The organism is Bradyrhizobium sp. LMTR 3, from assembly GCF_001693485.1.
GTDB lineage: Bacteria > Pseudomonadota > Alphaproteobacteria > Rhizobiales > Xanthobacteraceae > Bradyrhizobium.
The window spans coordinates 43,105-54,497 of the sequence record NZ_MAXC01000010.1 but is presented as its reverse complement, the minus strand read 5'-3'; the positions used below and the strand labels follow the sequence as shown (position 1 = coordinate 54,497).

The window sequence follows — 11,393 nt, the reverse complement described above, 5'->3', positions numbered from 1 at the left end:
ATGAGCCTTGATCCCGATATCGCCGCACTGCTCGAGATGGTGCAGGCTGGCACCGAAAGCGGATCACGCATTCCGTTTCCGCAACTGACGGCCGTACAGGCACGCGCTGATTTCGATGCATCCTCGCCGTTGCTCGATGTCGATCCGCCGGCGCTCGCGTATGAGCGCCATCTCGCGCTGCCGACGCGCGATGGAGCCACGATCGACGCGCGGCTCTACGCGAAGCAGGAGCCGAGCCGTCGCAATCCGGCGCCGGTCCTTCTCTGTATGCACGGCGGTGGCTTTGTCGTCGGAAGCCTGGACTCACATCAGCCATTGTGCCGCGGTCTTGCGGAAGACAGCGGCGCCGCCGTGCTATCGGTCGGCTATCGGCTTGCGCCGGAGCACAGGTTTCCGACCGCGTTCGAGGATGCGGTCGATGCGCTGGCCTGGATCGGCCGTGAGGGGTCTGCTGCGGGGTTGGATGCCGACCGCGTGGCCGTCGGCGGCGATAGCGCTGGCGGCACGCTCGCCGCGGCGCTCGCCATCGAAGCAAGGGCGAACCGAAACCTGCCGCAGCCCGTCCTTCAGGTTCTTGCCTATCCCGGCCTGAGCTCCCGGCAAACATCTAATTCCTACGAGCGATACGGTTCCGGTTATCTCCTGGAGCGCAGCACCGTCGACTGGTTCTTCCGGCAGTATCTCCGCGACGATTCAGACCGTGACGACTGGCGGTTTGCGCCGCTGGCCGCGGAAGATCTCTCAGGACTGCCCCCAGCGCTCATCGTGCTTGCCGAATGCGATCCCTTGGTGGACGAAGGGCGCGACTACGCAGCAAGGCTCCGCGCCGCCGGCGTTCCCGTCGACCTGCAGATCTATCCGGGCATGATCCACGAGTTCTTGCGCATGGGCAATGTCGTGGCCGATGCCCTGCAGGCGCGGGCGGCGATCGGGCAGGCGCTGGCTGGCGCGTTTCGCGCCGCAGGCGAAAGGCAGCGGCCGGGCATGGAAAGACGGGGCATATGAAGGTATGGCATATGAAGGTATGGCATATGACGGTATGTCATAACTCCCGTCTCTCGCAGCCTCGCCGCAAGCCGTCCCCGAGCCGCACCCCATGAGCAAGAATTCACTCTCCGATTACAGGCTGTCTCGCCGCGCGCTTCTGATGGCAGGCGCGGGCATCGGCGGAGGGGTGTTTGCAGGCGGCTGGCCGATGGCGCTTGCTCAAGCCGCAGCACCGCAAGGAGGCCCCCGCATCGCCGCGCTCGGCTGGGCTTGCGCGCAGACTATACTGGCGCTCGGCATCGTGCCGCTGGTTGTGCCGGAGATCGAGCGTTACAGCCGGCTCGTCGTCGAGCCGGCTGTCCCGTCAAGCGTTCAGGAAATCGGCCTGCGTTCGGAGCCAAATCTCGAACTGCTGCAGAGTTTTGCGCCCGATATTATCATCATCGATCCAAGCATCACGGCCGCAATACCCCGGCTCAAGCTGATTGCCCCGGTCGAGGTCTTCACGATTTTCAAGCCCGGCCGGCATCCGCTTGAAACAGCGCGCAGTTCGACGATGGAGCTGGCCCAGCGTCTCGGTGTGCAGGCGGCATGCGCGGCCTATCTGGCGCGCTTCGATGCCGCCATGACCGGCTACCGCGATCAGCTTCGCGGTCGCAACGACAAGCCGCTGTATCTCGTCAGCGAAATCGCGCGCAACCGTGCGCTCGTGTTCGGGCCGAACAGCCTTTACCAGGAAGTCCTCAGTCAGTTCGGGTTGAAGAATGCCTGGACCGGCCAGAGCGGTCCGTGGGGACATACCAGCGTCGGCCTTGAAGTGCTCGCTAAGGTTCCGGATGCGCGGCTGGTTCTGATGAGTTCGCGGGTTGCCGATATTGAAGCCCTGCTCAACGCAAGCCCGGTGCTGCGGACCTTGCCGTTCCTCCGCTCGGGGCGGCTGACGGTGCTGGGAAATCAATTCTTCTATGGCGGCGTGCCGGCGGCCGAACGCTTCGCACGTCTTCTCGCCGAACGTTTGCCGCAGGAAAACAATGAACAAGGTTGACGCGCTGCCCGCCCGATCCGGGATCGAGATGCATCCTGCGATACTGATCGGCTTATTGTTTGCGGCGGCGGCTGCGCTGACCTTTCGGCATCTGTCGGGATATCTGCCTGTCAACGCGTGGTTGCCAGTGCTGTGGCGTCCTGAAATCAACGATCCGCAGCAGATGCTCGTGCATTATACCGTCTTTCCGCGAATTGCGGTGGCGCTATTGGCCGGCGCAGCATTGGGCCTTGCCGGCGCCGTCTGTCAGCAGGTGCTGCGTAATCCGCTGGCCGAACCGACCACGCTCGGTGTCTCGAACGGCGCCTATCTCGCGCTGGCGGTGACGACCTTGTGGGCGCCATCGCTGCTCGCTTTGGGCCGCGAGTGGATTGCGCTGGTTGGCGGGTTCGCTGCGTTCCTGTGCGTGTTCGGCCTCACCTGGAAACGTGCGCTATCGCCGGTCGTGCTGGTGCTGGCCGGGTTGATCGTGGGCTACTACTGCGCCGTGACGACCCAGGCCCTGGTGTTGCTCAACCATGACTACCTGATCGGCCTGTTCATCTGGGGCGCGGGCTATCTCAATCAGCAGGACTGGAGCAATGCGGCGTTCCTGGCGCCGCGGTTTCTGATCTCGTTCGTGCTGATCGCGGCAATGGTCCGCCCGCTGACCTTGCTCGGCTTCGACGACGAGACCGCGCGCAATCTCGGCCTCGGTCTGACGGGCGCGCGGGTCTGCGCGCTTGGCATTGCGATCGCTCTCAGCGCTTCGGTCGTCAGCGTGGTCGGCGTATTGGGCTTTGTCGGTTTGACCGGGCCGGCTCTTGCCATGCTTGCAGGCGCGCGGCGTTTCCGCGATCGGCTGATTTGGGCGCCGCTCTGCGGCGCCGGCTTGCTGTGGCTGGCAGACGAGCTTGTGCTGCTGATTCCGCCGGGCTATCGCGAGATGCCGGCCGGCGCAGCCACGGCATTGATCGGCGCGCCCATGTTGCTGGTGCTGTTGCCGCGGCTACGGTCCGCAGCCCCGGTCGGAAACCTCATCCCATCCGTTCCACCACGTCTTGATCATCCCTGGCGGGTGATCCTGTTTGGTCTGGCCTTGCTGTTGTTCGTGGTCTGGGTCGCGCTCGCAGTCGGGGTCGGTGCCGAGGGCTGGAGCTGGAGTGGTCTCGCCGGCATCCAGGAATTCCTGCCGTGGCGCTGGCCGCGCGTGGTGTCGGCCCTGGCCGCGGGGGCCACGCTGGCGGTGGCTGGCACGCTGCTGCAGCGCATGACCGGAAATCCGATGGCGGCTCCAGAGGTGATGGGGATCAGCTACGGCGCCGCGATGGGCGTGATCGTTCTCCTCTATCTCCTTCCCTCCCACACGCGCGTGGCGCAGATTGCGGGCGGCGGGATCGGAGCCTTCATCGTGCTCGGGCTGGTTCTGCTGTTCAGCCGGCGGTCCGAATTCAGTCCGGAGCGTGTGCTGCTGGCTGGTGTCGCCATGAGCGCGGCGTTCGGCGCGATCATCGCCATGGCGCTGGCGACCGGCGATCCGCGCATCGGCATGCTGCTGTCGTTGCTGACCGGATCGCTCTATCAGATCAGTCCGGCCGAGGCCTGGGTCCTGGCCGCCGCGGCGGCCCTTTTGTTGATCATGGTGCCGATGCTGTCACGCTGGCTCGATATTCTGCCGCTCGGCTCGGCGGCGTCGCGTTCGATCGGCGTATCGATGGCGAGAAGCCGCATCATCATCATGCTGCTGACCGCATTGCTGACGGCGACTGCGACGCTGATGGTTGGATTATTGAGCCTGGTCGGTTTCATCGCGCCGCATATGGCGCGGATGATGGGGGCGCAGCGCGCGCTTCATCAGACGGCGCTGGCCGCGCTGATCGGAGCCATCCTGATGGTGTCAGCCGATTGGGCCGGGCGAATGGTGATATTTCCGTTCCAGATGCCGGCCGGCATTTTCGCGATGATGCTCGCCGGGCCCTATCTGCTGTGGCTGTTGCGACCGCAGCGCGGATGACGCGAGACGGTGAGGAATGATTTGTGATCTTACCGTGCGAAGCTGATGAGATGGCTGTGATCCGGAGACGGCATCACGGCCATCGGAATGCCGTAGATGGTTTCGAGTTCGGCCGGCGTCATGATCTTGTCCGGCGCCCCGCGCGAAATCAGCTTTCCCGAATGCAAGGCGATGATCTCGTTGCAGAAGCGTGCCGCCATGTTGACATCATGGAGCACGACGACCACGCCGAGATTGCGCTCCCGCGCGAGCCGCTTCACCAGCGACAGCACTTCGATCTGATGGGCAATGTCGAGCGCCGAAGTCGGCTCGTCGAGCAGCAGGCATTCGGCATCCTGCGCAACCAGCATGGCGATCCAGACCCGCTGGCGCTCGCCGCCTGACAGCGTATCGACCAGCCGATCCGCAAACGGCTCGATGTGGGTCAGCGCCATGGCTTCCGCAACCTTGTCGCGATCAGTGTCGCCGAACCGGCCAAGCGCGCCATGCCAGGGATAGCGCCCGAGCGCGACCAGCTCCTTCACCAGCATGCCGGCGGCTGGCGGCGTCTGCTGCGGCAGATAGGCGACCTTGCGGGCGTACTCCCGATCGCTCCATTCGCGCAAAGTGCGGCCTTCGAACCGGATCGTGCCGGATGAGCTTGGCTGCTGCCGCGCCAGCAACTTCAGCAAGGTCGATTTGCCGGAGCCGTTGTGCCCGATCAGGCCGACGACGCTGCGCGCGGGAAGCGACAGGGTGAGCGGTTCGAGCAGCGCGCGGCCAGCCACAGCGAACTCCACCTGCTCCAGTTCGAACAAGGGCGCGGCCGCATCGGGCGCGGCTTGCGCGATTTCGGTTGGCCGAACTACGTGCATGAGAAAGTGCCTGCGGCGATAATGCGGTGCGAGGTCAAGGTCGTCCCGTCGGTCTGCAAGTGTAGGGACGTCATGGCTGCCGCAGGCTCCAATACGCGACCGCAAGATGCTGCTCGCGGGCGAGCTTTCGCTCGTCGCGCAGATGGTTTCGCAGCGCCTTCAGCGCCTGCGCTTCGCATGCGACCCATGCAAAAACCTCGCGATGATCCGGCCATCGCACGTCCCTGACGGCATCGACCAATAGCTGCGTCGTCCCGGCCGGACGCTCGTCGCGATGCAGCCATTGGATCGATACGCCGGCTGGCGCGATCAACGGAATCTGCTCAAGCCGGTCGGCGACTTCGATGAAGACTTCACCGGTTGCTGTCGCCGGCAGCGTCTCGAGAATTCGCGCAATGGCGGGAAGGGCGGTCTCGTCGCCCGCCAGCAGCAACCAGCGCGCCGGACGAATGCTGCGTCCGAGCGGGCCGGCCATGCCGCAAATGGCGCCGGTTTGCGCATTGAGGGCGAATGCCGAGCCCGGTCCGGCGTGATCGTGGACCACGAAATCGATATCGATCTCGCAAGCCTGCAGATCGATGCGGCGGATGGTGTAGTAGCGGGTGACGGGCCTGCGGTCCGGTTCCGGCCACAGGATGCGTCCGTCGGGGGCGGGCCACGGCCATTCAGGCTTGGCGAGGCCTTCCGGCGGAAAATACAGGCGGACGTGCAGCTCATCGTCGTTCACGAAGCGGGCGATGTCGTCGCCGGTGAAGGTCAGCCGGCGCATGCGGGGCGTCAGGTCGATCGCTGCCTTCAGCCGCACCTCGCGGAAGTTGGCCAGCGTGCCGCCGTTGGATTCATGGCCGGACCAGACGATGGTCGGCGGCTCATCGCCGGCGAACTCGATGACGTGGGCAGCGACGACCGAGCGCAGCATTTCCAGATTGCCCTTGTCGTTGGCCTCGACGCGGATCTTGAGCGCCTCGGCCTCGACGGCGAGCGAACTGGTTCCAAACGGCAGCTTCGCCACCATCAGGCCGCCTTGGTCCTCGAAGGCGATATCATGCTCGGCAAGATGATCGATCATTCGGGCAGCAAGGCCGGCGGCATCAGCAATCGGAATGCGGGTTTCGGAAACAAGCGAATCCAAAGTCATTTCTCCAGTCGGGCCTGCCCGATGCTGGCCTGCGCACGCTTCGATTTCCGGATATCGCAGCTCGACACCGGATCCATGTCCCTGGTGGATCCATGTCCTACTCGCTCGCCGGCTGCGACGCAAAGGCTCTACTACTCGCATTTTATTAAACGCGTTGCCGATCACAAATTAGAATCAATCGAAAGAGGCCGAAAAATAAGCGCTGGAAGAGCGATGCTGCCATCATGTATTCGCATCACTCCCGCAAGTCTATTCGTACTACGACGGGCCGTGTAGGTTCGCTTCAGCTCTACTCCAGCGCGGCACTCATGATGAATCCACGAAGCGGCCTGACGGCGCAGATTCTGCATCTCCTGCGGCCCTACTGGCCGATCGTGCTGGGCGGCACCGTTCTCGGCGTTGTCGGTGGCGCCAGCGTTGCGGGGCTGCTCGCGGTCGTCAATCGCGGGCTTTACGCGTCGCAAGACGACGTCGCAACGTTGCTGTTCGCGTTTGCGGGCCTGTGTCTCTTGATCCTGATCGGCTCGATCGGCGCCGATATCAGCGCCAACTATGTTGGCCAGCGGATCATCGCCGAGCTGCGCAAGTCGCTCGCCGCAAAAATTCTGGCAGCTCCGATCGACCAGCTCGAAATCTACCGGACGCATCGATTGATTCCGGTCCTCACCCATGACGTCGACACCATCAGCGATTTCGCGTTCTTCTTCTCCTCCTTCTTCGTGTCCGTCGTCATCACGCTCGGCTGCATGGTCTATCTGGCGGTCCTGTCGTGGCCGCTTTTTCTGATCACGGGGCTGGTCATCGCCCTCGGCTCGCTCGCGCATGCCTATGCGCGAACGCGCGGCGTTCAGGGCTTCAACGTCGCCCGCGATTCCGAAGACCAGTTGCAGAAGCACTACCGCGCGATCGCCGAGGGCGCGAAGGAGCTGCGCCTGAACCGCGCCCGCCGTCAGCGTGTCTATGTCGACCAGCTTCAGCGCACCGTCGACCGGATCAGCGCGGTGCAGATCAAATCGATCAACCTCTTTGTGACTGCGCGGGCGTTGGGCACGATGTTGTTCTTCGTCGTGATCGGCGTCGCGCTGACCTTGCGTCCGTTCCTCTGGCCCGACAGCCCGGCCGCCGTCTCCAGCGGCTTCGTTCTGGTGCTGCTCTATATGCGGGGGCCCATCGATCAGGTGATCGGCATCCTGCCGGCATTGGGCCGCGCGCAGGTGGCGATGAAGCGGATCGCCGAGCTTTCGGAGCAGTTCGCGACGCCCGAGCAGGGCTTGCTGGCCGCGCCCCCGGCCGCGCCGGATGGATCAGGCAGGATCGAATCGATCGAGCTCCGTGGCGTATCGTACGGCTTCCGCGCAGTGCCCGGCAGCAACCCCTTCGTGCTCGGACCGATTGACCTGCACGTCCGCCAAGGGGACATCGTTTTCATTGTCGGTGAAAACGGTAGCGGAAAAACCACGCTGATCAAGTTGCTGTTGGGTCTCTACGCGCCACAGAGCGGTGCGCTGCTTCGCGACGGTCTGCCTGTCGTAGCGGAAACGCGGGATGATTACCGGCAGCTCTTCACGACAATTTTTTCCGACTATTACCTGTTCGAAGATCTTCTGCAGGGAGCGGGCATGGTGCCTGACGTCGCGGAGCGCTATCTGGAGCGATTGGAGGTCGCGCACAAGGTCTCGGTCGAGAACGGCGTGTTTACGACGACGGATTTGTCGACCGGTCAACGCAAGCGGCTGGCACTGATGAATGCCTGGCTCGAGGAGAGGCCGGTACTCGTGTTCGACGAGTGGGCCGCCGATCAGGACCCTGCCTTCCGGCACATCTTCTACACGGAACTGCTGCCGGACCTGAAGCGTATGGGCAAGACGATCATCGTGATCTCGCATGATGACCGCTATTTCGGTGTGGCAGATCATCTGGTGCGATTGCGGCACGGAAAGATTGTCGCGGGCGATGCGCGAGCCCATGACATCATCAAGTCGTCATCGGTTCCAACCGACGCCTCTCTTTAGAGCTATTTTATTCTTTCGGAAGATTTGCGTCGAAGTTCTGGCTCTTTCGAGATGCGCGCAGGGGAACGCGTGCGATGTCTTTGGCGACGCCGCTTTGTCGGATTTGTAAGAAATCTAAACTGCGTGTGCCTGCATTTCTTGTCATCCTGTACGCGAGTGCTTTACATCGCAGGCGCGCGTCAAGATCGCGTGCTGTTTCAAGCAACCACGTTTGCGATGCGAGGGCCGGATGAACAAAGCTTCGAGCTCCGCGACAGGGCCTCGCGCATTCCCGATCGGACCGGATTTTTCCATGACCGTCGTTCAGGACGGCGGGGGAGATCTCCGCATTGCCGTGGGCATCACGACGGTGATGCGCCTGCGTCTCGATGAACGGCTCGATCATCTGAAGGTATTGACCACACCCGACGATCCGCAACTGGCGATCTCGGCGGTTTCGGCGGCGGCCGAAGCCACGTTTGGATGGCGGCCGACACTTGACCGGCTTGTGCTGGATTCAGCCAGCGTGGAGCTTGCGCGCGAGCTGATGAACCACGGTCTCGCTCTCACGGCGGGGGCAGACCTCGTGCTGCTTCCCGAACTGATCATGCAGCGGCGGGACAATTGGCTCGTCAATGCGAAACGGCCGCCATTGCCGCAACTGCACGTCATGACGGACGGCAAGCGCCATCCGCGACGGTCGCCAAAGCCTGTTGGAAAGGTCTACGCCCGCTTCATACCCTGGCTCGCCGAAGTGATCTCCTTTCGCGTCGCCAACACGGACGGTGACCTGCATCTACTGCACCGGTGGATGAACGATCCCCGCGTCGACGCGTTCTGGAACGAAGCGGGCGATCTCGAAAAGCATCGGCGCTATCTCTCCGGCATCCTGGCGGACCCGCACATGCTGCCGCTCATCGGCTGCTTCGACGACGAGCCGTTCGGCTATTTCGAGCTCTACTGGGCCAAGGAGAATCGTATCGCGCCGTTCTACGATGCCGACGATTACGATCGCGGCTGGCATGTCGTCGTCGGCGAGGACGCCTATCGCGGGAGCCGCTATATCAGCGCCTGGCTGCCATCACTGATGCACTACATGTTCCTGGACGATTGTCGAACACAACGAATCGTCGGTGAGCCGGCGGCGGCGCATGCGCAGCAACTCCGAAATCTGGAAGTCTCGGGATTCGCAAAGATCAAAAACTTCGATTTTCCGCACAAGCGAGCCACGCTCGTGATGCTGTTGCGCGAACGCTTCTTTGGTGACCGGCTGTGGCTGCCGGCAGCTACCAGCCCGGCGATCACGTCCTAACGCCCGAACGGAGCGCAGCTATGTCTCACCAGTTTGCGATCGAGCACGACGTCATCGGCGTCGGATTCGGGCCGTCCAATCTTGCGCTTGCGATCGCATTGGATGAATCCGCCAGAAGATCACGTCTGAAATGCACCGCTCTGTTCGTGGAGAAGCAGCCGCAGTTCACCTGGCACGGCGGCATGCTGCTTCCAGGCAGCGACATGCAGATCTCGTTTCTCAAGGACCTCGTTTCGTTGCGTGATCCGACCAGTCCGTTCACCTTCGTGAACTATTTGCACAAGCGCGGCCGTTTGCAGGATTTCATCAACTGCCGAACGTTCTATCCGAGCCGGATTGAATTCAACGACTATCTGCGGTGGGTAGCAGCCCAGTTCAAGTCTCAGGCGGCCTACGGCGAAACCATCGTCGCCATCGAGCCGGTGACGGTCGGGCAGTCGGTGACGTCGTTGCGCGTTCATTCACGGACGCTCGCCGGCGGGGAAACGGTGCGGCTTGCAAGGAACCTGGTGGTCGCGGTGGGAGGGCGACCGTATACCCCGCAAGTATTTGCAGAGATCGCCGATGATCCGAGATTATTGCACTCCAGCCGCTATCTCGACACCGTCGATGACATAGGCCTCGGTGGAAAGGCCGCGCGCGTGGCCGTGGTCGGGGGAGGGCAGAGCGCGACCGAGGTGACGGTCGACCTTCGCGGGCGATTTCCGGACGCGAGCATTGACCTGATCTTTCGCGGCCATGCCTTGAAGCCGTCCGACAGCAGCCCGTTCGTCAACGAGATTTTCAATCCTGATTACACCGATTTCATCTATGCGCAGCCCGCCGAGCGGCGAGACGCGATCGTTCGCAACTTCCGGAACACGAACTATGCGGTGGTCGATGCCGACCTCCTGGACCAGTTGTATCGATTGCTCTATCAGCAGCGCGTCAGCGGCACGACGGGGATCGCGTTGCATCCGCGTAGCGAAGTAACGAGCATAGATGCTACCGCTGAAGGCATCGAGATCGGCACCGTTGACAAGTTCGGCAGCGCAAAGCGCCGATCCACCTACGATGCTGTCATTCTGGCGACGGGCTATGACAGGGAGACGCCGCACGCGTTTCTTGAGCCGATCCAGCGCTACATTCGCGACACCGTGTTGGACCGCAACTATAGGCTCGTCACCAGTCCGGCTTTTCGACCGCAAATCCATCTTCAGGGATATTCGGAGGCCTCTCACGGCCTGAGCGATACGCTGCTCTCCGTTCTTGCCACGCGCTCGCAGGAAATCGCAGAATCGCTGCTTTCGACGATTTCGCGCCGCGAGCTCATCGCTTAGGCCATTAGATCGCCGGCGCGATGAGTCGCCACTCTTCGGCTGATCCAAGCGCAGCCGGAACCGACAGCACGGCGGGTGACGGGCCCGCGTCGACGGTCACGGTGTTCGGAGCTATCGTGAATCCGAGGGCGGCTGCCTTCAGCACGGCTTCCTTGAGGGTCCAGTAGCGAAGAAAGAGCCGGGACCGAAGCGCCGCGGGAGCGTTCCGTAGAACCTCCCGCTCTTCGGCCGCCAGAACGATTTCGGCGACCGAATCCATATCGGCGATTTCCCGCAGCGGTTCGATATCGATTCCGATCGGCATACGGGCCGCTGCAACGGCGACAGTGCCCCTCGCGTGGCTCAGGCTGAAGTCGATCTCCACTGGGCCGGCAACGAGCATGAGCTTGCCATGCTCCGATGGTTGAAACCGCAGGGCTTCGGGCGGTTGATCGACAAGTCCGCCAAGCATGAGGCGAACGGCCGCATGCGCAGCCAGATAGCTCAGTCGATCTTCGATGTGCAGAAATCGCCCCATGCGATCGGTCTCACCGGCATCGAGCAGTTTCGCAGCTCGATCGATGCTGAGCATGCCGGGTTCTCTGGCAGCGATCTCCCGCGATGGAGGTATCGCTGCCAGCCAGAGAACGATCTCTTCCGGTTCCAACTGTCCGGCCGGCCTCATGATGTCAGCATCGCCCAAGCATCGCACCCGCAATTGATCCTGCGGAGCCGCGCATTTCACGGCTATGGACCACGCGTGGGAGGCGCTTGC

9 protein-coding genes are annotated in these 11,393 nt (G+C 62.8%); 6 read left to right on the top strand and 3 right to left on the bottom strand.

The window, feature by feature from the left end; all coding sequences use genetic code 11:
• The 3 genes from LMTR3_RS08500 (at position 1) to fhuB (ending at position 4,025) form a co-directional block, all read left to right on the top strand.
• The gene (locus LMTR3_RS08500) at positions 1-1,005 is read left to right on the top strand and encodes an alpha/beta hydrolase (RefSeq protein ID WP_065744643.1); all 1,005 of its coding nucleotides are present in this window, start codon (positions 1-3) and stop codon (positions 1,003-1,005) included.
• Positions 1,006-1,096: 91 nt separating this feature from the next.
• Positions 1,097-2,032, top strand: a complete 936-nt coding sequence (locus tag LMTR3_RS08495; RefSeq protein WP_065744642.1) for an ABC transporter substrate-binding protein — start codon at positions 1,097-1,099, stop codon at positions 2,030-2,032.
• Positions 2,019-4,025: a Fe(3+)-hydroxamate ABC transporter permease FhuB gene (gene fhuB / locus LMTR3_RS08490; RefSeq protein WP_210184683.1), complete on the top strand. Its 2,007-nt coding sequence runs from the start codon at positions 2,019-2,021 to the stop codon at positions 4,023-4,025. The genes LMTR3_RS08495 and fhuB overlap by 14 nt, the downstream gene beginning before the upstream one ends.
• Positions 4,026-4,054: 29 nt before the next feature.
• Here the strand turns inward: fhuB and LMTR3_RS08485 are convergent, their stop codons facing one another.
• Together LMTR3_RS08485 and LMTR3_RS08480 are read right to left on the bottom strand one after the other, a co-directional pair.
• Complete coding sequence (locus LMTR3_RS08485) at positions 4,055-4,879, bottom strand: ATP-binding cassette domain-containing protein (RefSeq protein ID WP_065744641.1); 825 nt, start codon at positions 4,877-4,879, stop codon at positions 4,055-4,057.
• 70 nt (positions 4,880-4,949) lie between these two features.
• Positions 4,950-6,011 (bottom strand): siderophore-interacting protein, encoded by a 1,062-nt coding sequence (locus LMTR3_RS08480; protein WP_176721841.1) that lies wholly within the window; start codon positions 6,009-6,011, stop codon positions 4,950-4,952.
• 314 nt (positions 6,012-6,325) lie between these two features.
• Between LMTR3_RS08480 and LMTR3_RS08475 the strand changes: the two genes are divergently transcribed.
• From LMTR3_RS08475 to LMTR3_RS08465, 3 genes are all read left to right on the top strand, one after another.
• Positions 6,326-8,029: a cyclic peptide export ABC transporter gene (locus LMTR3_RS08475; RefSeq protein ID WP_065744639.1), complete on the top strand. Its 1,704-nt coding sequence runs from the start codon at positions 6,326-6,328 to the stop codon at positions 8,027-8,029.
• 292 nt (positions 8,030-8,321) lie between these two features.
• Positions 8,322-9,320: a GNAT family N-acetyltransferase gene (locus tag LMTR3_RS08470; protein WP_210184682.1), complete on the top strand. Its 999-nt coding sequence runs from the start codon at positions 8,322-8,324 to the stop codon at positions 9,318-9,320.
• Between the two features lie 20 nt (positions 9,321-9,340).
• Positions 9,341-10,639, top strand: a complete 1,299-nt coding sequence (locus LMTR3_RS08465; RefSeq protein WP_065744637.1) for a lysine N(6)-hydroxylase/L-ornithine N(5)-oxygenase family protein — start codon at positions 9,341-9,343, stop codon at positions 10,637-10,639.
• A gap of 4 nt (positions 10,640-10,643) precedes the next feature.
• Here LMTR3_RS08465 and LMTR3_RS08460 read toward each other — a convergent pair whose 3' ends face one another.
• Complete coding sequence (locus tag LMTR3_RS08460; protein WP_176721840.1) at positions 10,644-11,210, bottom strand: 4'-phosphopantetheinyl transferase family protein; 567 nt, start codon at positions 11,208-11,210, stop codon at positions 10,644-10,646.
• Positions 11,211-11,393: the final 183 nt, after the last annotated feature.

Excerpts from the sequence above, each read along its gene's own strand:
- LMTR3_RS08500 (WP_065744643.1), top strand. The coding sequence starts at position 1 with ATGAGCCTTGATCCCGATATCGCCGCACTGCTCGAGATGGTGCAGGCT.
- LMTR3_RS08495 (WP_065744642.1), top strand. The coding sequence starts at position 1,097 with ATGAGCAAGAATTCACTCTCCGATTACAGGCTGTCTCGCCGCGCGCTT.
- fhuB (WP_210184683.1), top strand. The coding sequence starts at position 2,019 with ATGAACAAGGTTGACGCGCTGCCCGCCCGATCCGGGATCGAGATGCAT.
- LMTR3_RS08485 (WP_065744641.1), bottom strand. The coding sequence starts at position 4,879 with ATGCACGTAGTTCGGCCAACCGAAATCGCGCAAGCCGCGCCCGATGCG.
- LMTR3_RS08475 (WP_065744639.1), top strand. The coding sequence starts at position 6,326 with ATGATGAATCCACGAAGCGGCCTGACGGCGCAGATTCTGCATCTCCTG.
- LMTR3_RS08470 (WP_210184682.1), top strand. The coding sequence starts at position 8,322 with ATGACCGTCGTTCAGGACGGCGGGGGAGATCTCCGCATTGCCGTGGGC.
- LMTR3_RS08465 (WP_065744637.1), top strand. The coding sequence starts at position 9,341 with ATGTCTCACCAGTTTGCGATCGAGCACGACGTCATCGGCGTCGGATTC.
- LMTR3_RS08460 (WP_176721840.1), bottom strand. The coding sequence starts at position 11,210 with ATGCTCAGCATCGATCGAGCTGCGAAACTGCTCGATGCCGGTGAGACC.